The sequence below is a fragment of the Sphingosinicella sp. SM1-17 genome (assembly GCF_056821765.1).
On sequence record NZ_JBPDIO010000001.1, the window covers coordinates 2534335 to 2558628 of the forward strand.

At 64.4% G+C, this 24294-nt stretch carries 25 protein-coding genes; 13 read left to right on the forward strand and 12 right to left on the reverse strand.

Annotated features, from left to right (window positions below):
• Positions 1 to 59 precede the first annotated feature (59 nt).
• The 3 genes from ACRYLT_RS12710 (at position 60) to ACRYLT_RS12720 (ending at position 2831) form a co-directional block, all read left to right on the forward strand.
• Complete coding sequence (locus tag ACRYLT_RS12710; protein ID WP_482664458.1) at positions 60 to 878, forward strand: hypothetical protein; 819 nt, start codon at positions 60 to 62, stop codon at positions 876 to 878.
• A 107-nt stretch (positions 879 to 985) separates the two neighbouring features.
• The gene (locus tag ACRYLT_RS12715) at positions 986 to 2140 is read left to right on the forward strand and encodes an aminotransferase (RefSeq protein WP_482664459.1); all 1155 of its coding nucleotides are present in this window, start codon (positions 986 to 988) and stop codon (positions 2138 to 2140) included.
• A gap of 187 nt (positions 2141 to 2327) precedes the next feature.
• On the forward strand, positions 2328 to 2831 hold the full coding sequence (locus ACRYLT_RS12720) for a DUF2239 family protein (RefSeq protein ID WP_482664460.1): 504 nt from the start codon (positions 2328 to 2330) through the stop codon (positions 2829 to 2831).
• 6 nt (positions 2832 to 2837) lie between these two features.
• Here the strand turns inward: ACRYLT_RS12720 and ACRYLT_RS12725 are convergent, their stop codons facing one another.
• Genes ACRYLT_RS12725 through ACRYLT_RS12735 form a run of 3 tightly spaced genes read right to left on the reverse strand, consistent with a single transcriptional unit; the run spans position 2838 to position 5502 of the window.
• Positions 2838 to 3560 (reverse strand): hypothetical protein, encoded by a 723-nt coding sequence (locus ACRYLT_RS12725; protein WP_482664461.1) that lies wholly within the window; start codon positions 3558 to 3560, stop codon positions 2838 to 2840.
• Positions 3560 to 4297, reverse strand: a complete 738-nt coding sequence (locus ACRYLT_RS12730) for a hypothetical protein (protein ID WP_482664462.1) — start codon at positions 4295 to 4297, stop codon at positions 3560 to 3562. The genes ACRYLT_RS12725 and ACRYLT_RS12730 overlap by 1 nt, the downstream gene beginning before the upstream one ends.
• Before the next feature lie 2 nt (positions 4298 to 4299).
• On the reverse strand, positions 4300 to 5502 hold the full coding sequence (locus tag ACRYLT_RS12735) for a toxic anion resistance protein (protein ID WP_482664463.1): 1203 nt from the start codon (positions 5500 to 5502) through the stop codon (positions 4300 to 4302).
• A gap of 241 nt (positions 5503 to 5743) precedes the next feature.
• On the opposite strand from ACRYLT_RS12735, the gene ACRYLT_RS12740 reads away from it, so the two are divergent.
• The 4 genes from ACRYLT_RS12740 (at position 5744) to ACRYLT_RS12755 (ending at position 8363) form a co-directional block, all read left to right on the forward strand.
• The gene (locus ACRYLT_RS12740; RefSeq protein WP_482664464.1) at positions 5744 to 6082 is read left to right on the forward strand and encodes a glycine zipper 2TM domain-containing protein; all 339 of its coding nucleotides are present in this window, start codon (positions 5744 to 5746) and stop codon (positions 6080 to 6082) included.
• Between the two features lie 132 nt (positions 6083 to 6214).
• Positions 6215 to 6739, forward strand: a complete 525-nt coding sequence (locus tag ACRYLT_RS12745; protein WP_482664465.1) for a c-type cytochrome — start codon at positions 6215 to 6217, stop codon at positions 6737 to 6739.
• Between the two features lie 2 nt (positions 6740 to 6741).
• Positions 6742 to 7380, forward strand: coding sequence for a cytochrome b/b6 domain-containing protein (locus ACRYLT_RS12750; RefSeq protein ID WP_482664466.1), 639 nt, complete (start codon positions 6742 to 6744; stop codon positions 7378 to 7380).
• 116 nt (positions 7381 to 7496) lie between these two features.
• Positions 7497 to 8363, forward strand: a complete 867-nt coding sequence (locus ACRYLT_RS12755) for a helix-turn-helix domain-containing protein (RefSeq protein WP_482664467.1) — start codon at positions 7497 to 7499, stop codon at positions 8361 to 8363.
• 28 nt (positions 8364 to 8391) lie between these two features.
• On the opposite strand, the gene ligD is transcribed toward ACRYLT_RS12755, so the two are convergent.
• The 5 genes from ligD to ACRYLT_RS12780 form a co-directional block, all read right to left on the reverse strand.
• A complete protein-coding gene (gene ligD / locus ACRYLT_RS12760) occupies positions 8392 to 10917 on the reverse strand; it encodes a DNA ligase D (protein WP_482664468.1) in 2526 nt (841 codons plus the stop codon).
• A 3-nt stretch (positions 10918 to 10920) separates the two neighbouring features.
• On the reverse strand, positions 10921 to 11835 hold the full coding sequence (ku, locus tag ACRYLT_RS12765; protein WP_482664469.1) for a non-homologous end joining protein Ku: 915 nt from the start codon (positions 11833 to 11835) through the stop codon (positions 10921 to 10923).
• A gap of 31 nt (positions 11836 to 11866) precedes the next feature.
• Positions 11867 to 12292 (reverse strand): Rap1a/Tai family immunity protein, encoded by a 426-nt coding sequence (locus ACRYLT_RS12770; RefSeq protein WP_482664470.1) that lies wholly within the window; start codon positions 12290 to 12292, stop codon positions 11867 to 11869.
• 35 nt (positions 12293 to 12327) lie between these two features.
• Positions 12328 to 13932 (reverse strand): AbgT family transporter, encoded by a 1605-nt coding sequence (locus ACRYLT_RS12775; protein WP_482664471.1) that lies wholly within the window; start codon positions 13930 to 13932, stop codon positions 12328 to 12330.
• An 86-nt stretch (positions 13933 to 14018) separates the two neighbouring features.
• Positions 14019 to 14471, reverse strand: coding sequence for an Lrp/AsnC family transcriptional regulator (locus ACRYLT_RS12780; RefSeq protein WP_482665443.1), 453 nt, complete (start codon positions 14469 to 14471; stop codon positions 14019 to 14021).
• Positions 14472 to 14599: 128 nt separating this feature from the next.
• Here ACRYLT_RS12780 and ACRYLT_RS12785 point away from each other — a divergent pair, with 128 nt between their 5' ends.
• The 4 genes from ACRYLT_RS12785 (at position 14600) to ACRYLT_RS12800 (ending at position 19770) form a co-directional block, all read left to right on the forward strand.
• Positions 14600 to 15805: an amino acid aminotransferase gene (locus ACRYLT_RS12785; protein WP_482664472.1), complete on the forward strand. Its 1206-nt coding sequence runs from the start codon at positions 14600 to 14602 to the stop codon at positions 15803 to 15805.
• A complete protein-coding gene (locus ACRYLT_RS12790) occupies positions 15798 to 17882 on the forward strand; it encodes an alpha-ketoacid dehydrogenase subunit alpha/beta (protein WP_482664473.1) in 2085 nt (694 codons plus the stop codon). Before ACRYLT_RS12785 ends, ACRYLT_RS12790 begins: the two co-directional genes overlap by 8 nt.
• Before the next feature lie 2 nt (positions 17883 to 17884).
• Positions 17885 to 19156, forward strand: coding sequence for a dihydrolipoamide acetyltransferase family protein (locus tag ACRYLT_RS12795; RefSeq protein ID WP_482664474.1), 1272 nt, complete (start codon positions 17885 to 17887; stop codon positions 19154 to 19156).
• A gap of 104 nt (positions 19157 to 19260) precedes the next feature.
• The gene (locus ACRYLT_RS12800) at positions 19261 to 19770 is read left to right on the forward strand and encodes an acetyltransferase (RefSeq protein WP_482664475.1); all 510 of its coding nucleotides are present in this window, start codon (positions 19261 to 19263) and stop codon (positions 19768 to 19770) included.
• On the opposite strand, the gene ACRYLT_RS12805 is transcribed toward ACRYLT_RS12800, so the two are convergent.
• From ACRYLT_RS12805 to ACRYLT_RS12815, 3 genes are read right to left on the reverse strand one after another with little or no spacing between them, the layout of a single operon-like run.
• Positions 19728 to 20213: an SRPBCC family protein gene (locus tag ACRYLT_RS12805; RefSeq protein ID WP_482664476.1), complete on the reverse strand. Its 486-nt coding sequence runs from the start codon at positions 20211 to 20213 to the stop codon at positions 19728 to 19730. The two genes, ACRYLT_RS12800 and ACRYLT_RS12805, sit on opposite strands and share 43 nt — an antisense overlap.
• A complete protein-coding gene (locus ACRYLT_RS12810) occupies positions 20210 to 20521 on the reverse strand; it encodes an ArsR/SmtB family transcription factor (RefSeq protein WP_482664477.1) in 312 nt (103 codons plus the stop codon). Before ACRYLT_RS12810 ends, ACRYLT_RS12805 begins: the two co-directional genes overlap by 4 nt.
• Before the next feature lie 48 nt (positions 20522 to 20569).
• Complete coding sequence (locus ACRYLT_RS12815) at positions 20570 to 21013, reverse strand: CBS domain-containing protein (RefSeq protein ID WP_482664478.1); 444 nt, start codon at positions 21011 to 21013, stop codon at positions 20570 to 20572.
• A 153-nt stretch (positions 21014 to 21166) separates the two neighbouring features.
• Here ACRYLT_RS12815 and ACRYLT_RS12820 point away from each other — a divergent pair, with 153 nt between their 5' ends.
• Both ACRYLT_RS12820 and ACRYLT_RS12825 read left to right on the forward strand, forming a co-directional pair.
• Positions 21167 to 21580 carry a redoxin domain-containing protein gene (locus ACRYLT_RS12820; protein WP_482664479.1) on the forward strand — a complete coding sequence of 138 codons (414 nt, stop codon included), beginning with the start codon at positions 21167 to 21169 and terminating at the stop codon, positions 21578 to 21580.
• Positions 21477 to 22292, forward strand: coding sequence for a 2OG-Fe(II) oxygenase family protein (locus tag ACRYLT_RS12825; protein ID WP_482664480.1), 816 nt, complete (start codon positions 21477 to 21479; stop codon positions 22290 to 22292). The genes ACRYLT_RS12820 and ACRYLT_RS12825 overlap by 104 nt, the downstream gene beginning before the upstream one ends.
• Here ACRYLT_RS12825 and paaZ read toward each other — a convergent pair.
• Positions 22273 to 24291, reverse strand: coding sequence for a phenylacetic acid degradation bifunctional protein PaaZ (gene paaZ / locus ACRYLT_RS12830; RefSeq protein WP_482664481.1), 2019 nt, complete (start codon positions 24289 to 24291; stop codon positions 22273 to 22275). The genes ACRYLT_RS12825 and paaZ overlap by 20 nt on opposite strands.
• Positions 24292 to 24294: the final 3 nt, after the last annotated feature.

Sequence of the window (24294 nt, forward strand, 5' to 3'; positions counted from 1 at the left end):
GCCACCCGTTTGCCCTGTTGAGGAATGCAGAAATCCTCGCAGAGCAAGGGAGATTTGGAATGAAATTCGCACTCCAACTGATGGCGGGATGCGCCATGATGGTCGCGGTGCCGGCATCGGCCCAGCTGCTCGGCGGCGGCCTCGGTGGCCAACTTGGCGGTGGTCTCGGTGGCCAGGCTGGCGGCGGCCTCGGTGGCCAGCTGGGCGGAACGCTCGGCGGCGTCACCAAGACCGTCAATGGCGGGCTGAACGGTTCGGGCGCGACCCGGATCGAACGCAACGTGGATCGACGCTCCGGCCGAGTGGATGCTCGCGCTTCCGGCAATGCAAGCGGAAGCGGTGCCCTCGACGGCGCCACGGATTCGGCGCTCGGTTCCGCCGGACTTTCCGGCCGGGCAAACGGAACGGCTTCAGGTGAAGCCGGAGCGAGCGCTCAGGCCATCGGAACCGACGCCATTGGCAGCACCGTCGGAAACGTCGCCGGTACCGTCGGCGGTGCGGTCGGTGGAGTCGTCGGAACCGGCACTGGAGCCGCCGGCGCCCTCCAGGGATCGGCATCGGGCGCTGGCAGTGCCGGCCTCGGCTTCGGCTCAGCGTCGCTCGCGGCAGCGGGCTCGGCTCTGGCCAGCACCGCCGGAGCCGTTTCCGTCTCGCCCGGAATGGTCGTCAGGGATACGGCCGGCCGGACCATCGGCGAGGTTCAGTCGCTGAGGACAACGGCCAATGGCCTCGTCGACACCGTCATCGTCGAGGTGGGCAATCGCCTGGCCGCCCTTCCGGCGGACAATTTCGCGGTTTCCGGTGAAGCCCTGATTTCGGCGATGGGCCGCGGCGAGGTTCGCCGTCAGGCGCGTGAGCAGGAACCGGCCCAGCAATAACGGACGAGGCAGGTTCGGCCGCCGCGCCGTTCAAGCCGGAAGGCCCGGAGCGATGCTCCGGGCCTTTTCCTTTGCAAGACTTCGTGGCCGCCGCATAGTGGCCGACGATGAACCCGCTTTTCGCCGACCAGCCGATTTCGATCTTCGAACATATGTCCGGACTTGCGCGCGAGTTCGGCGCGGTGAACCTCGGCCAGGGCTTTCCCGATTTCGGTTGGCCCGAAGATGTCGTCGGCCGGGCTGCGCAAGAGCTGACGACAAGGTCCAACCAATATCCGCCGATGCGCGGACTACCGGAACTTCGTGAAGCGGTGGCCGCCCATTATCGGCGCCACCAGGCCATTGATGTGGTCGCCGATCAGGTAACAATCACCTCCGGAGCGACCGAAGCGCTCGCCTCGAGCCTGATGGCCCTGATCGAGCCGGGCGACGAGGTCGTCCTGTTCCAGCCGCTTTACGACGCCTATCTGCCGCTCGTGCGCCGCGCCGGCGGAGTTCCGAGGCTGGTACGACTTTCGCCGCCCGACTGGCGGATCCGCGAAGGGGCGCTCGCCGAGGCCTTCACCAAGCGGACCCGCCTCGTCCTGTTCAACAATCCGCACAATCCGACATCGCGAGTCTTCAGCGAGGACGAGCTTCGACTGCTGGCCCGCCACTGCGTTCGCAATGACGTGATCGTCGTCAGCGACGAAGTCTGGGAGCATCTCGTTTTCGACGGGCGCCGTCATGTTCCGCTGGCGGCAATGCCAGGAATGGCGGAACGGACGGTGAAGGTGGGTTCGGCCGGCAAGATCTTCTCGCTGACCGGATGGAAAGTCGGCTGGATCGTTGCTCCGCTTCGTCTCGCCAGCGCCGTCTCCAAGGCCCACCAGTTCGTCACCTTCTCGACAGCCCCGAACCTTCAGGCCGCCATCGCCTACGGCCTTGCCAAGGACGACGCTTATTATGCCGGCATGTTGGCGGCTTTCGCCGAGTCACGTGACCGGCTCGTCCGAGACCTGCACAGGGAAGGCTTTGCCGTTCTAGCCGCCGAGGGAACCTATTTCCTCTCCGTCGACCTCGCCGCTTCCGGGATCGCCATCGACGATCTGACTTTCTGCGAGCATGCCGTTCGGCAGGCCGGAGTGGCGGCGATTCCGGTGTCGGCTTTCTATGCTCAGGATCCGGCGTCCAACGTCGTCCGGCTGTGCTTCGCCAAACGGGACGATACGCTCGCTGCAGCTGTCAGCCGGCTGGCCGAGGCGCGCCGGGCGCTCGCCTGAGGCGACGGGGCGGCGCTCCAGTCGCGGACGATAGGCTCGCAACAGGATCGCCTCCCCTGGGACGAACGTCGTCGCCGGGCTTGCACCAGCGGTCTGGGGAGAAAGCGGATGGGTGGAAGGGCAAAATTCTACCCGGACGTTATTGACCGGGAATATATCCGGGTATAATTTGGGCAAAGGAAGCCCGATGAGCAAGCAAGTCACCGCCTTTTTCGAAGATCGGATCATCGCCCGCGGATCCGTGGAGTCGGTCACTCGCGAGGTCGAGCGGGGATGGCCCGACGATCAGGGCGCCGTTCAGGCCTTCGACGATTCCACCGGACGCGTCGTCGACCTCGACCTGTGGGACGCGACCCCCGCGCCTCCGCGGGCGCGCGGCCGCCCGAAGCTTGGCGTGAAGGCGCGAGAAATAACCCTCCTGCCGTCGCAATGGGATTGGCTGGCGCAGCAGCCCGGCGGCGCATCGGCGACTCTCCGGCGGCTGGTGGATTCGGCCCGCAAGGCACCGAGGGATGCCGAGGCGGCGCGAGAGGCCGTCTACCGCTTCATCACCGCCATGGCCGGCGACCGTCCGGGCTATGAGGAAGCCCTGCGCGCTTTGTATCGCGGCGAGCTCGACCGATTTCGTGAACGGATCGCCCGTTGGCCGAAGGATATCGTCGGCTATGCGGAGGAATTACTGGCCGGCTGAGGCGCCTTACGGGCGCTTCAGTCGCTCGTCTTCCTTGTAGCGGGTCTCGATGAACCGGTTCTGGGTTTCGAAGCTGAGCTGCTTGTCGCGGCAGCATCGTTCGAGCAGATGATCGAGTTCGTCGGCGACGATATCGAGGCTTTCGGTCAGCCGACGGCTGCTCTCCGATCCGGGGACACGGGCACTGGGCGGCAGATCGAGATAGGTGTCGATCAGCTTCGGAAGATGCTGGCAGATCAGCCGGCGTGCCTCCCCGGCTTCCATCGAATGGGGATCCAGCGCCGCGAGATGGGGCTGGAGTTCGTTGAGCCTGGCGATGATCGAATCGGCTGCGGGAAGCGCCTTGCCCGGCAACTCGCTTCGCCGGTCGATCAGCCCGTCCTCGACCCTGACCGCCATCTGGTCGAGAGGGATCGTCGCGGGAGACTGGACGGCGGCAGGAGTCGCCCGGCGGGTTGGCCAGAGAAGCGAAACGGCGGCGACCAGAAAGGCTGTCGGGATCGCGACGATCCAGGTGAGGAAGCCGATCGGATCCACGAAGACGCTATAGGCCACCAAAGCCGCGAGCAGGCCGACCAGCAGGAAGGCGGACCGACGAAGCCGACGGCCGAATTCCTGCATCTTGCGTTGCCAGCGGCGCTTGCGCGCCTGCTGGGCCGAAGCGGAGCTGACGTGCCGGCGCAGAAAGTCTTCGGTCTCGTAGAGGATGCGTTCGAGCTCGAATCCCATCACTCGCCCCGAATGGCCTCGCCCTGATCCTTGTACCGGCTCTCGATGAAGCGGCCCTGGGTCTCGAAAGCCGTGAGATCCTCGTGAGCCAGCTTCCGGCCGAGCTCGTCAAGTGCAGACCTGGCGGCGTCGAGACCAGCGATCAGTCGCTGGTCGACGGTCAGCCCTTCGCCGTCCCGCTCGGCCCGATAGGCGGGCGGTACCCGCTCGTAGCGCTCGATCAGTTCGGGAAGGTGCTTGCCCATGAGACGCCGGGCATCCTGTGCCAGCGGATCGAGGATGTCCGCCTGTGAAAGCCGCGACTCGAGCAGCGGAAGCTGGGCGCTGATCGCATCGATCCGGGTGGCCGCCGGAGCTGGCAAAGCAGGGCGCTTCCTGACCAGCAGGGTCTCGAGCCGCTGCACGACCGCCTGGTTGGGCATATCCTCCTTATATTCCACGATCGGCCTGTCCGTCGGCCAAAGCGAGAAGAGCAGGACCGCGAGGAACATCAGGGAGGCCACGACGAAGAGACCGCCGAGCCCGATCGGCCCGACGACGAGTGCGAAGGCGATCGTCGCCGCGATCAGCAGGCCAAGCGCCATGCCGACATTGGCCATTCTTCGTCCGACGGAGGCGAGGCCCCGTGCCTTGACCCGAAGCTGGGCCTGGCGCGCCTCCGGCCTGCGATCGATCCGACCCATCACCTCGTCGAAACGGGCGATGGCCTGGTCGACGCTGCGCGGGTGGTTGGACATGTTCAGCCTTCGAGCGCCGCCAGCGGCGAGGGTTCGGCGGAAAGGCGGTTCTGTTCGACGCCTTCCGCTCGAGCGATATAGCCGCGGCTCTTCTCGACCTCGCGGCCGAGCGTTTCGACAGTCTGCTTCATGTTGCCGAGCGCCTCCACCTTGAAGCGGTCGATCGTGTCCATCGTGTCGTAGATGTTCTGGAAGGCGCGCTGAAGCGTTTCGAGCGGGATGGTCGACGAAGCGGCCTGCTTGTGGATCTCGCCCGACTGGTTCTTGAGCAGCGTTCCGGTGCTCTCGATCATGTTCGCCGTCGTCGTGTTGAGGGCGCTGATCTGCTCCAGGACCAGCTTCTGGTTGGTGAGCGCCTGGGCGACGGTAACCGCGGTCCGCAAGGCGGAAACGGTCGTGGTCGATGCCCGGTCGACGCCCTTCACGAGCTCGATATTGTTCTTCTTGACGAGATCGAGAGCGAGATAGCCCTGAACCGTCACCGCCATCTGGGTCAGCAGATCGGTCGTGCGCTGGCGGGTATAGAAGAGCGCCGTTTCCCGGATCGCCTTGGCCTTGGCCGGATCGGTGGAGTCGAGTTCGTTGGCCTTCTCCTCGAGCTTGGCGTCGAGCGCCTTCGAAATGTGGATCATCTGCTCCAGCTTGCCCATCGTCTTCCACATCTGGGCACGCTCGGTGTCGATCGCGGCATTGTCCTGAAGCAGCTCGTCCTTGCCGGAGGCCAGCGCGGCGAGAATCTTGGCGATGTGAGTCTGCGCCGACTGATATTTCATGAAATAGCCGCGGAGCGAGTTGCCGAACGGGATCAAGCCGAACAGGCGGCGCGGCCGGTTGAGATTGCCGCGAGCCGGATCGAGCGCTTCGACCGTCTTGCGAAGCTCGGTCAAATCCGCACCGATTCCGGTGTCGGAATCGATCGCCTTCACCGGCCGGTCGAGGAAGCGGTTGGAATGGCCGGCCGCCTCGGCGATTTCCCGACGGCCCATCGAGGTCAGCTGATCGACCTTCTTGCCGAATTCCGGCGAATTGGCGTCCAGCGCAATGAGTTCGCTGACGAACGTGTCGACCCGCTCCTCAAGCTGACTCTTCTGCTCCTCCTTGAGCGGCACCAGTCCGGCCGCCTGCTCCGGCTGAACGGTCTGAAGCGGCTGGGGCGGCTCGAGCGTCAGCGTCGAGGCAGTCTGGGTCTGCGTCTGGGTAGCCATCCTTGTCGTCCCCACAACATGAGCGTTTCAGCGGAGATTGGGGCTTGGCGGCGGTCAGTGCAAGAGAGAAAGCGTATTATTTTAGTAAGTCACCTTCGCGTCGGGCCAAGTGCAAAGAGATCGTTGACCCTCCTTAACGATGCCTGTCGCGGCGATTCAGGAGGCACTCAGCCGAATCGGCCTAGACCCTGTTTCAGACACGGGCGTCTTTCCCGTGCTTCGGGTTTCAAAGGAGCAGATCATGCGCAAAGTGATTCTTGGTATGGCCGCCGTGACGATGACGGTTCCCGCCATTCCGGCCACCGCCGCAGCCTACGACCGCTACGACGGCAGCCGCTACAGCCGCTATTATGACCGGGACGGCAGCTATGCCGGGCCGACGTGGCGCGGACGCGACGGCCGGCTCTATTGCCGCCGTTCGAACGGCACGACCGGCCTGATCGTCGGCGGTGCCGCCGGCGCGCTGGCGGGTCGAGCGATCGATACCCGCGGCGAACGAACCACTGGCACCATCCTGGGTGCCGTTGCCGGCGCCCTGATCGGCCGCGAGATCCAGCGCAGCCGGAGCCGCTGCCGCTAAACCTTTCGATCCGGCATTCCCCCGTGCCCGACCGATGACGAGGCGCCCCGGTCCCATGGACCGGGGCGCTTTCCTTTGGGCGATTGAATCGGCGCAGCCATGCGGGCATTGCGGATCCGAAAGGAGATGCCGATGAGATCGCTGCTCGTCGCGGCCTGCACTGCCGCCCTTGTCACCGTCGCCGCCTGCAACCAGGCGCCCGAAAGCGCCGCGCCCGAAATCCGGGAGGAGGCCCATAATGTCGCCAATGGCAGCGCCCAGACCTCCGACATCGCCGCAGTGATGCGGGCCCGCCACGAACATTATGAGGAGATGGGCAAGGCGATGAAGGGAATAGGGGACCAGCTCAAGGCCGGCTCTCCGTCGATCGAAACGATCCAGCGCCACGCCGCGGTGATTGCCGGCTATGGGCCGCAGCTACTCAGCTGGTTTCCGGAAGGCAGCGGTCCGGAAGCCGGCCGGACCCGCGCAAAGGCGGAGATCTGGACTGACGCCGAGACTTTTCGGCAGCGTGCTCAAGCTTTTCAAGCCGAAGCCGCGGAGTTTCAGCAGGCGGCGCAAAGCGGCGATATCGAGGCGATTCGGGCCGCGCAGGCAGAGCTCGGCAGGAGCTGCAAGGATTGCCATGACCGATTCCGCGGGCCGGAGCTGGACTGATCGTGCGGGCCGCGGTGTGGGACCTGCCGACTCGGCTGTTCCACTGGTCGGTGGTGCTGCTGATACCCTTCATGTGGTGGACGGCTGAGAATGAGCGGCTGGATCTTCACATAAGCGGCGGAACGATCCTGCTCGGTCTGCTGATCTTTCGGCTGGCCTGGGGGTTCGTCGGAGGATCAACCGCCCGGTTCGCCAACTTCGTCAAAGGCCCGCGCCACGTGCTCGAATATGTCCGCGGACGAACGAGCCACGGGAGCGGGCACAACCCGCTCGGCGCCCTCAGCGTCCTTGCCATGCTGGGTCTGCTTTGCCTGCAGGTAGGCCTCGGATTGCTGGCCAGTGACGATGACGGGCTCGAAAACGGGCATCTGGCTCACCTGATCAGCGGCGAGCTGTCCGAACGGCTGACCGACCTGCACGAAAGCGTCTTCAACCTGCTGCTGGTCATGATCGGCGTCCACATTGCCGCGATCCTCTTTTATTGGATCTTCAGACGCCGGAATCTGACGGCGGCGATGATCCTCGGCTCCGCAAGAACCGGCGCCAGCGCTGAGCCGCTCCAGCCCGCGCCGTCATGGCGGTTCTGGGCCGTTGCCGCGCTTGCCACGTTCATCGCTGCCTGGACCGCTGGACTGGTCTGAAGGCACTTGACCTGAATTGCGATTCTTCGGGCTCCGTATGCTACATTTGTAGCCGCTAATCCGGCGTTCAGCTTCGGTCGGGCTAAACCTCCTGCGCCAAAGGGGAATCGCGCCGGATGACCACGGCCTTCACAGTCATGGAGGAGCATCTCGATGCTCCACGGGAGCCCGCCGCCGACGGCAGGCTCGTCCTGTCAAGGCTCAAGCCCGGAAGCTCGATGATCGGTGCGGCCGCCCCGTCGCTCAAGCTCGTGCTCGATGGCGAGGAAGTCTACGAGGTGAACAGTCGAAGCATTCGAGTCCGTCCCGGTCAGTTTCTCTATCTTGATGGAGGGTCGAACTGCGTCGGCATCAATCGCACCGAAACCACGGGTCTGTGCCTGATGCTGCCGCCGGTGCGATGGCCGCCGGCGGCTCCCCGACCGGAAGGCCACGATCCGATTTTCGGACGAGCTCTGGTGCTCTCGACCCGAACCAGCGCGATGGGCCGGTCGCTGGAAGAATTTGGACTCAAGATCGCCCGCGACCCGAATGTTGGTCATCTCGTTGCCGGGAACCTGCTGCGCAGGGTCGAACAGGCGCTTTCCGAGCCGCTAAGCGAGAGCCGGGCCGCTATGGAGAGGTTGAAGGTCGCAAAATTGTCGACTCGTCGATCGCTGTTCGAGCGGCTTGAGCGCGCTCGGGCATTCCTCCACCACAATCTCGACCGGAACGTCACTCTGGCCGAACTGGCACCGGTGGCCGGTCTGTCGCAATTCCACCTCGCCCGCTACTTCAAGCGGGCCTTCGGCCAGGCCCCGATCGCCTATCATCGGGCACTCCGGCTCGCTCGCGCGGCCGAGCTCATCAAGAGCGGCGGAGTTTCGCTCGGCGAGGCGGCCGAGATGGCCGGCTATTCGGACCAGGTCGCGCTGAGCCATGCCTTTCGCCGTCAGTACGGAGCGTCGCCGCTTCAGTGGGCCATGGAGCGCCGAGCCTCCTGACCGGATGCGGTTTGGTCCAGATGGCGGGCTAAAGATCCGGGAGGACCTGGTCGGCCTGACCCCAACCCTGGAGCGCTCGGCTCGAGGCGCGCTGGAGAAGAAGTTCGGAGTCGCGAACGGTGAAGCGGGCACCGCTTTCCATCCTGTCCAGCTCGTCCCAGTTGATCGGGGCCGCCACCGGCGCGCCTTCTCGGGCACGGGCCGAGTAGGGCAGGATGGCGGTGGAGCCGCGCTGGTTGCGCAGATAGTCGAGGAACATCCGTCCCTTTCGGCTCGCCTTGGAAAGGTTGGCGGTGAAGCGGTCCGGCTCGGCCTGGGCGAGAGCGATCGAGAAGCGCATCGCGAAATCCTTGACCTGGGGCCATTCCGCCCCCGGCTTCAAAGGCACGATGACATGGACGCCCTTGCCCCCGGTCAGCATCGGAAAGGTGGCGAGGCCAAGATCGGCCAGGTGCCGCCGCAAGTCCTGAGCGGCCTTCCTGACCTCGACGAAGTCGAGACCGACGTCGGGGTCGATGTCGAAGACGAGTCGGTCCGGTTTCTCGACATCCTCGATGCGCGAACCCCAGCCATGGATTTCGATCGTTCCCATCTGGATCAAGGTGAGCAGACCATCCTGATCGTCGATCCACAGATAGTCTTCGATCTGTCCCTTTTTCTCCTCGATCGGGATGCGATGGACCCGATCGCCAAATGTCCCCGCGTCATGCTTCTGGAAGAAGCATTTCCTGGCGCGGCCCTGCGGACAACGAACGAGGGTCAGCGGCCGGTGCCCAGCCCAGGGCAGCATGAGCGGGGCCACTGCCCGGCAATAGTCGGCAAGTTCCCCCTTGCTGATGCCGGCTTCAGGAAAGATCAGCCTTTCGGGATTGCTGATCTTGACGCTGTCGCTTTCCGGCGGAGTCGTCGGCGCTGGTTTCTCCTCCGCGACGTCCTCGGCGGGCTTGTCGCTCCGCAAGCCCAGGAAGCTGGCATGGCGAACCACCCCGTCGGAGGTGAACTCGGCGAATGCGATTTCGGCGACGAGCTGGGGTTTCACCCAATTGGCGCCTCGGGCGTCGGCGCGCGGGACGTCGGCGGGCGGCTTGGCCACGGCCAGCTCTTCGAGCCTGGCTCGAAGCTCGTGCTGCAGTGAGAGCGAGAAACCGGTTCCGACCTTGCCGGCGTAGCGCAGCCTGCCGTCTTCGTAGAGGCCCAGAAGGAGCGCCCTGAAACCTCGCCCCTTCTTGTCGCTTTCCGTCCAGCCGATGATCACGAATTCCTGCCGAAGGGTGCACTTCACCTTGAGCCAGGATCGGGTCCGGCCACTCCGATAAGGCGAATCGGCCCGCTTGGAGATGATCCCTTCCTGACCGGCTTCACACATCGCCTTGAGCAGCTTCTCGCCCTGGCCGGCAATGTGATCGGCATAAAGGATGAAGGGCTGAAGCGACGGGCCGACGAGCGATGCCAGCCTTGCCTTTCGTTCCACGGTCGAAAGCGAAGTCAGGTCCTCGCCATCGATTTCGAGCGCATCGAACAGGAAGAGCGTGAGGCCCCGACCGCCCTCGCTGATCGCCTGCTGAAGGGCGGAGAAGCTGGTGCCGCCCTGTTCGTCGGCCTTGACGATTTCCCCGTCGAGCAGCGCGGATCCCGCGTCGATCCCCAGGGCCGCCTTGGCGATCTCCGGAAACTTGTCCGACCAGTCCAGCCCGGAGCGGGTGTAGAGCCTGACCGATCCGCCGCCCAGCGCGAGAAGGCAGCGATAGCCGTCGAACTTCATTTCGTGGATCCAGCCGGAGCCGGCGGGAACGCTGTCGACCAGAGTGGCCTTCTGCGGTTCGCGAAAATCCGGGACGCGGCTCGTCGAGCCGCGCCTGCCGCGACCGCTCAAGGAAGATTTCCCAGAGGCTTTCGGTCGTGGCCTTCGCTCCGACCGGTTCGGGTCCGGAGGGGATTTCCAGTCCGCCAGCTCCTTCGCCTTCTTGCCTGAGGCAATCTCCTGCATTGTGCGGCCGGTCTTGATGCTGGTCAGATATTTGTCGGTAAGACCGGTGGAACTGCCGGAATGTTCGTCGTCGACCTTTCGGAGGATCCAGTTCTCGGTCCGCTCCCGGTCCCGGGGCTTGAGCCTGAACATCACCCATTCGCCCTTCATCCGCTCTCCATCGAGAGTGAAATGGAGATGGCCCTGTTCGATCGTCTTGCGGGGATCCTTGCGCGGATCGGGCGTCCAGGTGCCCCGATCCCAGAGCATGACCGTGCCGCCGCCATATTCTCCCTTCGGGATGGTGCCTTCGAAGGTGGCATAGCTCAGCGGGTGGTCCTCGGTTCGGACCGCCAGCCTCTTGTCGTTGGGATCGAGGCTTGGGCCATTCGGGACGGCCCAGCTTTTGAGAGTTCCGTCGAGCTCGAGTCGGAAATCATAGTGAAGGCGCGTGGCGTCATGCTTCTGGACCATGAAGCCGTTGCCATTGCCCCAGGGAAGCTTGTCGGGGGTGCCGGGCGGCTCCGCCGTCTTCGTGAAGTCCCGCTTCTCGTTGTAGCTGGCGAGCGGGTCTGCGCGCCGAGCCATCTGCTAGGCCCGCTTGCGGGCGGGCGCGGCCTTGGCCGGCGTCTTCTTCGCCGGCGCCTTCTTGGCCGGGCCCTTCTTCGCGGTGGACGCCCGAGCGCCGCCGGAACGCGAGCCCGCGCGCTTGGCGGTGCCTGCGGGACCGTCGATGGAGCGTTTGAGAGCCGCCATCAGGTCGACGACGTTCATGCCCTTCGCCGGACCGGCTTCTTCTTCCTCGGTGTGGAGCGTCTTCCCCTTGCGCTTGCGCTCGATCAGGTCCTGAAGCGCTTCGACATAGCGGTCGTGGAACTTGTCGGGGTCGAACTCGGCGGTCTTGCGCTCGATCAGCGCCTCGGCAAGTTCGAGAAGCTCTTCGTCCGGCTTGGCCTCGCTGATGTCGCGAAAGTAGTTCTGGGCCTTCTGCACCTCGTTTGCATAACGCAGGGTTTCGAGCACGATCCCGCGCCCGCAGGGCTTCAGGCTCACCACATATTCCCGGCCGCGCATCGCGAGCTGACCGAGCGCCACCTTCTTGGTTCGTCGGAGCGCTTCCCGGAGGACGATGAAAGCCTCTTCGGCAAGGTCGTCGGCAGGCACGACATAATAAGGCTTCTCGAAATACAGGACGTCGATCTCGTCATGATCGACGAACTGGGTGAGCTCGAGCGTCTTCTTGCTCTCCAGCTTCACGGCTTCGAGTTCCTCGTCGTTTATGAGGACGTAGGAACCTTTCTCATACTGATAGCCCTTGACGATATCGTCGGGATCGACCGGACCAACACCGGGCACCACCTTCTCATATTTGATCCTCTTGCCGGTCGGCTCGTGGATCTGGTTGAAGGCGATCGTCGCACCGCTCTTGGTCGCCGAAAAGATTTCAACGGGAATGGAAACCAGGGCGAGCCTGATCTGTCCCCTCCAATAGGCGCGTGCGGCCATCTGAAATGCTCCGAGTCGATTCGCTCCCGACTCAATCCGCGGACAGGGGAGGGGTTCCGTCCGGTTCGCAGCCGAAGCGCGAACGAAGCACTTCCCGGACGATCCCGGCGACACCGCCGTCCGGCACCTCGTCGGCCGCGACGATCGCCTGCACGATCGGCTCGGTTATGTCGGCGTCAGTCGTGCCCGCCGGAAGACAGCGGCGGCCGGCCTTGCCCTCCTCGCCAAGAAGCGCATCGACCATTCCGAGCAAGTACATCCTGCACCGCGACCGATAGCTCTCGGACAGCAGCAGGTTGGCGGCACGGGTGCGAAACTGCGGCGAGTTCCGAGTTTCGCCGCGGCACATGTCCCGCAGCTCGTCGAGGGTGAAGGACTGAGCGCGTGCCGAAGCGTTCGGCCAAGCCGAGAATGTCACCGCCAGTGCCAGGGTTGCCGAGCGGAGGAAGCGATTCACTTCCGCCACTCGTTGGCCGGGTCGCTCGTCACGACTTACCGCGCGGCGCCCAGAAAGACCGCGGAATCGACATGGACCTGTGCACCCGGCCCGAGCGGCAGGTCGAGAGCGACCCAGCCAATGACCATTGCCACTCCGGTCGCGAGCAGCGCCATCGAATAAGGCAGCATCACCGCGGCGAGGCTGCCGATGCCGAAATCCTTCTGCCAGCGCTGGCAGAAGATAAGGATCAGCGGGAAATAGAACATCAAGGGCGTGATGATGTTGGTGGCGCTGTCGCCGACGCGATAGGCGGCCGTGGTCATCTCCGGACTGATCCCGAGCAGGATCAGCATCGGGACCAGAACCGGCGCCAGCAGCGCCCATTTGGCGCTGGCCGATCCGACGAACAGGTTGAGGAGGGCGGTGAACAGGACGATCATCGCCAGCAGGAGCGGGGCCGGAAGGGCCATGCCCCGCAGCATGTCGGCGCCGTGGACGGCGAGGATCAATCCGAGATTGGACCAGCCGAACATCGCCACGAAATGCGCGGCAGCGAAGGCGAGGACGAGATAGTAAGCGAGGTCGCCCATCGCCCCGGCCATCATCTGAACCAGTTCGCGATGGTTCCTGATGGTCTCAGTCGCCTGGCCGTAGGCCCAGCCGGACAGCAGGAAGAGGAGGAAGAAGCCGGCAACGAGGGACCGGTAGAAGGGGCTGAGCTGAGCCTCAGGAGAAGCCGTCTCGTCGATCAGCGGAGTGCCCGGGCCGACGGTGAAGAGCACCCAGAGCGCGACCACGAACAAGGCGGCAAGTCCGGCGCGGCGAAGCCCCTTGCGTTCCTGATCCGTCAGCGGCTTGTCTTCGGCTTCGCCGTCACCGTTGCGGCCGGCCGCTGCGCGCTCGGCTTCGGTCGTCGGGACATATCGGCCGAGCCGCGGTTCGATCACCCGATCGGTGACGTACCAGATGACGGGCAGGAACAGGATCGCCATGGCCGCGATGAAGTACCAGTTGCCGGCAATGTTCGCCTGCCAGTCGCCGAACACGGTTTCGATCGACGCTTCGGTGATTCCGAACAGCAGAGCGTCGAGCTGGCCCGGAAGAAGGTTTGCGGAGAACCCCCCCGAGACCCCGGCAAAGGCGGCGGCGATTCCGGCGATCGGGTGACGTCCGGCAGCCGCGAACACGACCCCGGCAAGCGGGATCAGGACGACATAAGCGGCATCGGCGGCAAGATTTCCCATCATCGCGACAAGCGCGACCAAGGGCGTGAGAAGCGCCTTGGGCGAATTGCGGACTCCGGCCCGCATTGCGGTTCCGAACAGGCCCGCGCGCTCGGCGACGCCGGCGCCAAGCATCACGACGAGAACATAGCCGAGCGGGTGGAAATGGGTGAAGGTCGCCGGCATGTCGACCCACAGCCGGGAGATATTCTCGGCAGACAGCAGGCTGGTGGCGGTGATAATCCGGCGAGCGCCGGTTGCCTCGTCCACTTCCGAGGGGTGAAGGGCGGACCAGCCAAGCACCGAGGCGAGGATCGAAATGAGGATCAGGGCACCGATCAGCCAGAAGAACAGGAAGACCGGATCCGGGAGCTTGTTTCCGGTCCGCTCGATCCAGCCGAGAATCCCCTTCTGATTTCCTGCCGCCGTTGCCACGTCCGAACCTCTCCTGCCTGCCTGTCACTGTGTAGCGAGTGCCCCGGAATGTCCACTTTTCGCCGGCGAAGCCGCCGGCGGCGGCGCTAGACCGGGATTTCCGTCGTGTATTTCACCTGCCGAAGAGCGAAGTTGCTGGCCGCATTGGCGACGCTCGGATGGGCGAGAACGCCGCGCCGGATGAAGCGGTCGTAATCCGCCACGTCTTCGACGGCGATGCGCAACAGATAGTCCCACTCGCCCGACATGGCATAGCATTCGACGATCTCGGGACTGGACTGGATGAACTGCTCGAACTCGGCGCGCGCTTCCATCGACTGGCGAGTCATGCGGACCTGGCAAAGAACGTTCACGCTTCGCCCGAGAAGCTCGGGATTGGCGAGCCGGACGGCAGGTCCAAGCACGCCCTCCTTTTCCAGGTTCCGAACCCTCCGCCACGCCGAAGCGGCCGAAGCGCCGACGCGTTCGGCCAGAGCCGCGTGACTGAGCGTGGCGTCACGCTGGAGCTCACGGACGATCCGCCGATCAATCTCGTCCATCTGAAACATGGCGGCCGCATATCTCCGGTTTCGTGAAGTACATGTTTCAATATTCCTGTTCCGGCTGTCAACTTTGACAGAATTTTCCGAACAATCCGTGCTACGGCTGATGGCGAAAGGAGACTCGCATGATTGACGCGCCGCTCGAGGAACGACCGCTGCTGCTGGACCGGCTGGAGGAACAGCCTGCGGATTCCCTGCTGGCGCTGATCAGCTTGTGCGAGGCGGATCCTCGCCCCGACAAGATCGACGTCGGAGTCGGCGTTTATCGGGATTCTGCCGGGGACACGCCGATCCTTCGAGCGGTCAAGGCGGCCGAACGCATCCTCCTCGAGAGCCAGGAAACCAAATCCTATCTCGGCTCGCAGGGAGATTCCCGATTCACCGAACTGATCAAGCCGATCGTCTTCGGTGAGAGCGGCGCAGCCGACGACCGGATCGTCGGCGTCCAGACGCCCGGCGGATGCGGCGCCCTTCGCCTGGGCGCCGAGCTGATCGCCAAGGCGGACCCGAAGGCTCGGATCTTCGTCGGCCAGCCGACCTGGCCCAATCACGGGCCGCTGATCGGTTGTGCGGGTGTCGAGATGGTCGATTATCCCTACTATGCCAAGAACAGCCGAACCGTCTGTTTCGATGCGATGATGGAAGCGCTTCGCCAGGCGAAAGCGGGCGATCTCATCCTCCTGCATGGCTGCTGTCACAATCCGACGGGTGCCGACCTGGAGATGGATCAGTGGCGCGAGATCGCCGATCTCGTCTCGGAACGCGGCATTGTTCCCTATGTGGATCTCGCCTATCAGGGCCTGGGCCATGGTCTGGAGGAGGATGCGGCCGGCACCCGGCTGGTCGTCGAGGCGGCCGAACAGGCGCTGATCGCGCAGAGCTGTGACAAGAATTTCGGACTTTATCGGGAACGGACCGGCAATCTCTACGTGAAGGGCCGCACTGCCGAGAGTGCGAAGGTCATCCTCGGCAACCTCATCCAGCTTGCCCGCACGATGTGGTCGATGCCGCCCGACCATGGCGCTGCCGCTGCCCGGATCGTCCTGGAAACGCCGGAGCTTCGAGCCGACTGGCACGCTCAGCTGGACGAAATGTGCGCCCGGATCCGTTCGCTTCGAACCCGACTCGCCGCCTTCGATCCGCGGCTCGAATATATTGGCGGACAGAACGGCATGTTCTCGATGCTGCCGCTGACGTCCGAGGCCGTGCTGGAGCTTCGGCACGAACATGGAATCTACATGGCTTCCAGTGGCCGATTCAACGTCGTCGGCCTTTCCGACGGCAATGTCGAACGATTCGCCGCGGCGGTCGTGGAGAAGATCGATGGCTGAGCTGCGCCTGCAAGAGCGCAAGGCGCGCGCCAACGCTCCCGACCCGGCCTTCGACTGGCGCACGATCGCCTATCTCGTCCATGTCAGCCGGGCGATGGACCGGCTGGAGGAGGAGAAGCTGGTACCGGAACGCAAGGTTCTCTACCAGTTCAGCGCCCGCGGCCACGACATGGCCCAGGTCATGCTTGGAAGCCGTCTTACGCATGCGCATGACGGCGTTTGCGGCTATTACCGGTCGCGCCCGATGCTGCTCGCTTTAGGCGTGCCACTGACCGACGCGCTAGGATCCGGGATGGGACGGGCCGGGGGCTATTCGGACGGCCGCGACATTGGCGTCGTCTTCAACTATCCCAATCCGAACGGTTGTCCGGCCTTTCCGATGAGCGGCGGGGTCGGCGCGCAATATACGCCCACCGCCGGCTGGGCGCAGGCGATCGAATATTATCGCAAGGTGCTCGGCGACCGATCCTATGATGGCGCAATGGCGGTGGTGCTGGGCGGCGATGCCTCCTGTGCGACCAACGGCTTCTGGTCGGCACTGACGATCGCGACGACCCAGAAGCTGCCGATGCTCTTCTGCATCGAGGACAATCAGTACGGAATTTCCGTACCTTCCACGTTCCAGACGCCGGGCGGAGACATTGCCCGAAACCTCGCCAGTTTCGCCAATCTTCATGTCCTGTCCGGCGACGGCACCGAGCCGGCGGAAGCGGCGCGGCTGCTCGGCGAGGCGATGGCCCATGTCCGCAGCGGGGGCGGCCCGGCGCTGCTTCGACTGACGGTCCCGAGGCTTCAGGGGCACAGCTTTCAGGACACCCAGACTTACAAGAGCGACGATTTCGTCAGGTCCGAATGGGCCCGCGATCCGCTGCCCAAGCTCAAATCCTATCTGGTCGGCTCACTGCTTGACGAAGCCGAATGGGACCGGCTCGCCCGGGAGGCGGACGCGGCCGTCGAAGCGGCCCGCGAGGAAGCGGAAGCGCGCGGGATCGCCGATCCGGAAACGGTCACCCGCCACGTCTTCTTCGAAGGCGAGATGCAGCAGCTCGGTGGGCAGTGGACTCATGGCTATCGAGCCCCGGAGTCGAGCGAGACTCCGAGACCCGAGGGGCAGCGGATCAACATGGTGACGGCGATCCGCCGAACGCTCGATCACGAGCTGGCGATCAACCCCCGAGTGCTTCTGTTCGGCGAGGATATCGGGCCGAAGGGCGGGGTCCATGCGGTGACCCTGGGACTCCAGGAGAAGCATGGGTTCGACCGGGTATTCGACACCAGCCTTTCGGAGGAAGGCATTGTCGGCCGCGCGGTGGGACTGGCGCTCGCCGGGCTGATGCCCGTGCCGGAGATACAGTTCCGGAAATATGCGGAACCCGCGCTCGAGCAGATCAACGATTGCGGCACGATGCGCTGGCGAACCAACAACCGTTTTGCCGCACCCATGGTTCTTCGGATTCCGGTCGGCTACTTCAAGTGCGGCGACCCCTGGCACAGCCAGACGAACGAAGTTCAGTTCGTCCACAATCCGGGCTGGCTGGTGGCGGCGCCGTCCAATGCCGAGGATGCGGTGGGGCTTCTTCGGACGGCCTTGCGCGGCAACGATCCCACCGTCTTCTTCGAGCATCGCGCGATGCTTGACGATGTCTGGGCGCGGCGTCCCTATCCCGGCGACGATTATGTCCTCCCGTTCGGGCGAGCCCGCAAGACCCGCGAAGGCGACCAGATCAGCATCATCACCTGGGGGGCGATGGTTCCGCGTTGCGAGGAAGCGGCGAAAGGCTTTTCGGCGGATGTGATCGACCTTCGAACGCTGATGCCGTGGGACAGGGAAATGGTTCTGGAATCGGTCCGCCGCACCCGCCGCTGCCTGATCGTTCACGAGGATCTCAAGACCGGTGGCTTCGGCGCCGAGATCGCCGCCGTCGTCGCCGACGAGGCCTTTCTCGACCTCGACGCGCCGGTGTCGCGACTGACCATGCCCGACATACCCAGCCCGCATAATCCGGTCCTGCTCGACTGGGCGGTCCCGTCGGTCGAGAAGATCCGCGCCAGGATCGAAGATCTTGTAGGATTCTGACGATGATCGATGTGGTCGTGCCTGAGGAGCAGGAAGGCACCAAGGCGGTCGTTCGCGCCTGGCTCAAGAAGGTCGGCGATCGGGTGGAGGAGAATGATCCGCTCGTCGAGCTGGAAACCGACAAGGTGGCGATGGAAGTGCCGTCGCCCGCATCCGGAGTGCTCCGGGAAATCCTCCTTCACAGCGACAGCGACGCGGTTCCCGGTGCGATTCTGGGGCGGATCGCGCCGGTCGCGGAGGTGGAACCCGGCGCGCTCGCCGCAAAGGATGAGGAGGGGAGCGCATCGGCGGGCGGATCGGAGGCCGCAGCGGCGCCGGAGGAATCCAGTCGATCGAACGGAAGCTCGCAAGAGAGCTCCGCTCCGCTTCGGGAGACTCGCCTGTCGCCTTCGGTGAAGCGAGCAATCCTTCAGCACGACCTCGACCCTGCACGGATCCGGGGAACGGGAAGAGGCGGGCGCATCACCCGTGCCGACGTCGACCGGGCCGTCGAAGAAGCCACGCGCGTTCAACGTTCGGCCGAGGGCGTGTTGCCGGCGGCGCCCACGGCCCCGTCCGGGGCCGCCGCTCAGATCGCCTCGCATTTCGTTCCGCACGACCGGATGCGGCTCGCCATCGCCGAGAACATGCTGAATTCGGTGACGACGGCACCGCATGTGACGGCGGTGTTCGAGGCCGATTTCAGCGCGATCAAGGCGCATCGCGACAAGCACAAGGCGAGCTGGGCCAGAGAAGGCGTGAAGCTGACCTACACCGCCTATCTGGTCGCCGCGGCCGCCGAGGCGATGAAGGTGGCACCCGCAATCAACAGCCGCTGGCATGCCGACAAGCTGGAGATTTACGACGACATCAATGTCGGCGTCGGTACCGCTCTCGGAACCAAGGGGCTGATCGTGCCCGTGCTTCGCCAGGTCCAGAAGCTGTCGCTGAAGGGCATTGCTTCCGGGCTCGATGAACTGGTCGAGAAGGCGAGGGCCGAGAAGCTCACCGGCGGCGACATCAGGGGCGGGACCTTCACCATCTCCAATCATGGCGTTTCCGGATCGCTCTTCGCCTCGCCGATCATCATCAACCAGCCGCAATCGGCCATCCTCGGCGTCGGCAAGCTGGAAAAGCGGGTGGTGGTGCGCGAAGTCGGCGGAGTCGATACGATCCAGATCAGGCCGATGGCCTATGTTTCGCTGACCATCGACCATCGAGTCGTGGATGGGCATCAGACCAATGCCTGGCTGACGCGCTTCGTCGAGATACTGGAAAGCTGGCCGCTGGATTAGGACGATGCCGAGAAGTCAAAGGAAGTCTATGCCTCGCGGCACGCTTTACCTGATGTGCAACAGCTTTTTTCCGCGGATTAGAGACGCGTTGCCCTGAGCGTCACATGCAACAGAGCTTCCTGGAAATGATCCCCATCCGTCCGCATCGTTCCAACGAGATCGCCCGGCTGTTCGAGATCTGGCGCTCGGCCGTGGAGGCAACCCATGCTTTCCTGTCGCCCGGCGACAAAGAGCGGATCGCCGCAATGGTTCGCGATCACTATCTGCCGAACGCCCAATTCTGGGTGGCGACCGACGAAGCGGATCGTCCGATTGGGTTCATGGGCCTGACCGGCGCCTGCGTCGATTCGCTGTTCGTCGATCCGGAACATCACGGTCGAGGCATAGGACGAGCTTTGATCGGCCATGCGCAACGACTGGCGGGACAATTGAGCGTCGACGTGAACGAGCAGAATGAGGGCGCCTTCGCCTTCTATCGCCGCCAGGGCTTTGCCGTGGTCGGTCGATCGGACCGGGATTCGGAAGGTCTCCCCTATCCGCTGCTGCACCTGCAGCAGCGCGCCGAACCCGATCAGGCCGCCTCGGCCGCGCTCTTGAAGCCGGCGAGCAGCTGACCCCAGCCGGCGTCCATTCCGCTTTGATCATCGCCACGGACCTGGTCGGCGCGTTCGCCGAACCTTTCCAGATCGCGATGCTCGAACTCGACCAAAGTTTCATCACCGTCGGCGATGAAGCGCACTTCGACCGTCGTTTCGAGTTCAGGATCGTAGGTCCAGTCGGCGCCGATCTGCCAGGCCAGCAAGATCCGCTCCGGCGCCTCCCATTCCAGAACCCGACCCCACTCCATCTCGGTGCCGTCTTCGCCGATGTCGTACCAGCGGCCACCGGGGCGCGGTTCGAGCACCACTTCACGCTGTCCGCTCGGCTGCAGGCTGTGCGACTTCAGCCACCAGCCGCTCATCGCGACGAAGGTTTCGAAGGCACGGCCCTGGCTGGTCCGAACGCGCAACGACCGGCGAATGGGTGCTGGGGCGATGCGCTGGCTTTCGACGTTCATTTCCTCTCCTCCCTCTCGGCAACTTCCACGTAAGCGGCCAATGCGCGATCCCAGAAACGGTCGAGCCATTGGCGAATCTGGCCCAGGCCTGCGGGATCGATGCTGTAGATTCGCCGAGTGCCGGCGGCGCGGTCGCGCACCAGTGCTGCGTCCTTGAGGACTTTCAGATGCTGGGAGACGGCGGAGCGGGTGACCGGAAGGCGATCGGCAAGTTCGCCGACCGACATCGGCCGGTCGGCGAGCTGCTCAACGATCGCCGTCCGCATCGGGTCGGCAAGCGCTGCAAGCGAGGACACTGCGTTAGTCATGGCTAACGGTTAGCCTAGATTAACGAAGGTGTCAAGCGAGCGGGTGGTTCAGTCGTCCTGGGACTGGTTGTGCTGTCCGCCCGGATCGCTGACGCCTTCCAGCGCCACCTGGGCCGCCTGGCTCTGATCGCTGTGGCTGAGATCGCCGAGCGAGACGATCCCGACCAGCTTGTTGTCGCTTCGGCTGAGGACGGGGAAGCGCCGCACCTGGGTGTCGCTCATCCGGATAGCGATTTCCTCGATGTCGTCATCCTCGAAGCAATAGTCGATATGGTCGGTCATCGCCTCGCGGACCGGCGTTTCGGGGCCGCGCCCTTCCGCAACCGCCCGAACCGCGATGTCGCGGTCGGTCAGCATCCCGACCAGCCGGTCGCCGTCGCATACCGGCATTGCACCGGCGTCGGACTTGAGCATGAACTGGGCCGCTTCCTGGATGGGCTGGTCCGGCTTCACGATCTGAACGTCGCGGGTCATGCATTCCGATATCTTCATGGTGGCTCTCCTTCGGCTTTCGGGGGATCGGAACTGGAAACGAGCGGGCAGAGAGACCCGTTCCTTTCCGCGCCCGTTCGCCGTCCGTGTCAGGGAACCGCTCATCGCGCGGCCATTTTGCCAAGTGGGGAGCACAGGATTAGGATTGGCGTCATGAACGCTTCCGTTCTAGCGCTCCGGCCGCTCCTTGCAGGAGGCGAAGCTGCGCCATGGTTCAAGGCACCGGCCTTGAACGGCAATCCCAACTACGTGTTCGATACGTTGGCCGGCCGGCTGGTGCTCATGCTCTTCTTCGGTAGCGCCTCGCGGCCGCCCTGTGCCGCCGCGCTCGACATCGTGCTCGAGAATCGCAATCTCTTCGACGATCGGACGGCCTGCTTCGTCGGGATAACCATCGATCCCTCCGATGCACAGCAGGATCGGATCCGGCCCGAGCTTCCCGGCATCCGCTTCTTTCTCGATTATGACAAAGAGATCAGCCGTCGCTTCGGCGCTGCCGCCACCGACGGCAGCGGGCGCTATCGGCCACTGGCTGCTGCTCGACCGGACGCTCCGCGTCGTCCGTAGCTTCGCCCTCGAACAAGGCGCCGACGCGCTGGCCGAGCTCCGCGCCATGGCAGGCGCGAGTGACCCGGATTGGGCGCCGGTGCTGGAGGTGGAGCGGGTGCTCGAGCCCGAATTCTGTGAGCATCTGATGGAACGCTTCGAACAACAGGGCGGGCAGGAGTCCGGATTCATGCGGGAGGTGGACGGCAGGACCAAGCTGGTCGTCGATCCGCGGCACAAACGGCGCCGCGACCTGCTCATCGACGATCGGAAGCTCAAGGAGCAGCTTCAGCTGCGACTTGCACGCAGGCTGCTGCCGATGGTGCAGCGCGCCTTCCAGTTCGAGGCCACCCGAATGGAACGCTATCTCGTCGGTTGCTACGATGCCGATGAGGGCGGCTTTTTCAATCCACATCGCGACAACACGACCAAGGGGACGGCTCACCGGCGCTTCGCCGTCACCATCAACCTCAACGCCGAGCAATATGAAGGCGGCGACTTGAGGTTCCCGGAATTCGGTCCGAGAACTTATCGCGCGCCGACGGGCGGAGCGATCGTCTTCTCCTGCTCCCTCCTTCACCAGGCGCTGCCCGTAACTTCGGGGCGGCGCTACGCCTTCCTGCCCTTCCTCTACGACGAGGCCGCAGCGAAGCTGCGCGAGGAGAACAATGCGTTTCTCGGCGAGGAGGTCGCCCCCTACCGCGCCGGGGAAATCAAGGCTGGTTCATCGTGAGCAGATCGTAGGAGGCGACCACTTCGTCCTTCTGATTGAAGACGTAGACCGCCCATCGCACCTCGCCCATTTCCTCGTTGCGAACGCTCTTCGACTTGACGGTGAGCTCCACCCGCATCGAATCGCCGGGATAGAGCGGCGTCTGAAAGCGCAGATTTTCCAGACCGTAATTGGCAAGCACCGGCCCCGGCGCCGGATCGACGAACAGGCCGGCGGCGAAGCTCAGGATCAGGTAGCCATGGGCGACGCGGCCGTCGAAGATCGGGTTCGCCTTGGCGGCTTCCTCGTCCATATGGGCGTAGAAGGTGTCGCCGGTGAAATGCGCGAAATGCTCGATGTCCTCCAAAGTCACCGTTCGGCTGGCGGTTTTCAGAGTATAGCCGATTTCGAGCTGCGAGATCCTTTGGCGGAACGGGTGGACTTCGCCGGTCGGTTTCTCCGCTCCGGGAAGCCATTGCTTGACCACTGCGGACAGCATTTCCGGTGAGCCCTGAAGGGCAGTGCGCTGCATATAATGGGTGACTCCGCGGATCCCGCCCATCTCCTCGCCGCCCCCGGCTCGCCCCGGGCCGCCATGAACCAGCACGGGCAGGGGCGAGCCGTGGCCGGTGGACTCCTTCGCGCTGGTTCGGTCGAGGATCATCATCCGTCCATGATAGGCCCCTGAGCCGAGCACGAATTCCTCGGCGACCCGCTTGTCGAAGGTGAAGAGCGACAGCGCGAGCGAACCCATGCCGCGATTCGCGAGAGCGATCGCGTCGTCGAGGTCGCGATAGGGCATGATCGTCGAAACGGGGCCGAACGGTTCGACATCGTGAATTGCCGGCGAACCCCAGGGATCGTCGGCCCGGAGCAGGATGGGCTCGATGAACGCGCCGCCACCTTCGAGGGGCGATCGCTCCGGATCGCCGGCCACGATCCGAGCCGAACGGCTCAGCTCGGCCACGGCTTCGCGCACGGAGCGCAGCTGGTCGCGGCTGGCGAGCGCACCCATGGTGACCCCTTCCTCGCGCGGATTGCCGACCCTGACTTTCGCGAGCCGTGCCGCCAGCGCTTCCTGGACCGCGTCGATATGCTCCGCGGGTGCCATGGCGCGGCGGATGGCGGTGCACTTCTGACCCGCTTTGACCGTCATCTCACGAACCACTTCCTTGACGAACAGGTCGAACTCGGGCGTGCCCGGACCGGCATCGGGACCGAGGATCGAGGCATTGAGGCTGTCGCGTTCGGCGATGAAGCGGACGCTTTCCCGGGCGATGACCGGGTGCGACTGAAGCTTCATCGCGGTCGCTGCCGAACCGGTGAAGCTCACCACGTCCTGGAGCGTCAGATGATCGAGCAGGTCGCCGGTCGATCCGGCAATGAACTGGAGCGCGCCGGGCGGGAGCACGTTCGCTTCGATCATGACCCTGAAAGCCGCTTCCGCCAGATAGGCGGTGGCGGAGGCCGGCTTCACGATTGCGGGAACGCCGGCGAGCAGGGTCGGGCCGAGCTTTTCGAGCATCCCCCAGACCGGGAAGTTGAACGCATTGATGTGGACGGCGACGCCCTGGAGCGGAGTGAAGACATGCTGGCCGACGAAGGTTCCACCCCGGGAAAGTCCTTCCATCTGACCGTCGACGAGAACGCGCTGGTTGGGCAATTCGCGCCGGCCCTTGGAGGAGAAGGAAAAAAGGGTTCCGGCGCCGCCCTCGATGTCGATCCAGCCGTCGGTCCGGGTTGCTCCGGTTTCGTAGCTGAGTTCGTACAATCCCTCCTTGTGCGCCATGATGGCGTTGGCGAGGTCCTTGAGCATCCACGCCCGCTCGTGAAAGGTCATGCGCCTCAGCGCGGGGCCGCCGACCCTGCGGGCATGATCGAGCATCGCCTGAAAATCGATCCCGCGGCTTCCGGTCTCGGCGATGACATCGCCGCTGACCGCGCTCCGGACTTCCGCAAGCCCGCCGTCGCCCGCGACCCACTGGTCGGCAACATAGTTGAGCAACTTCATCGTTTTCATGTC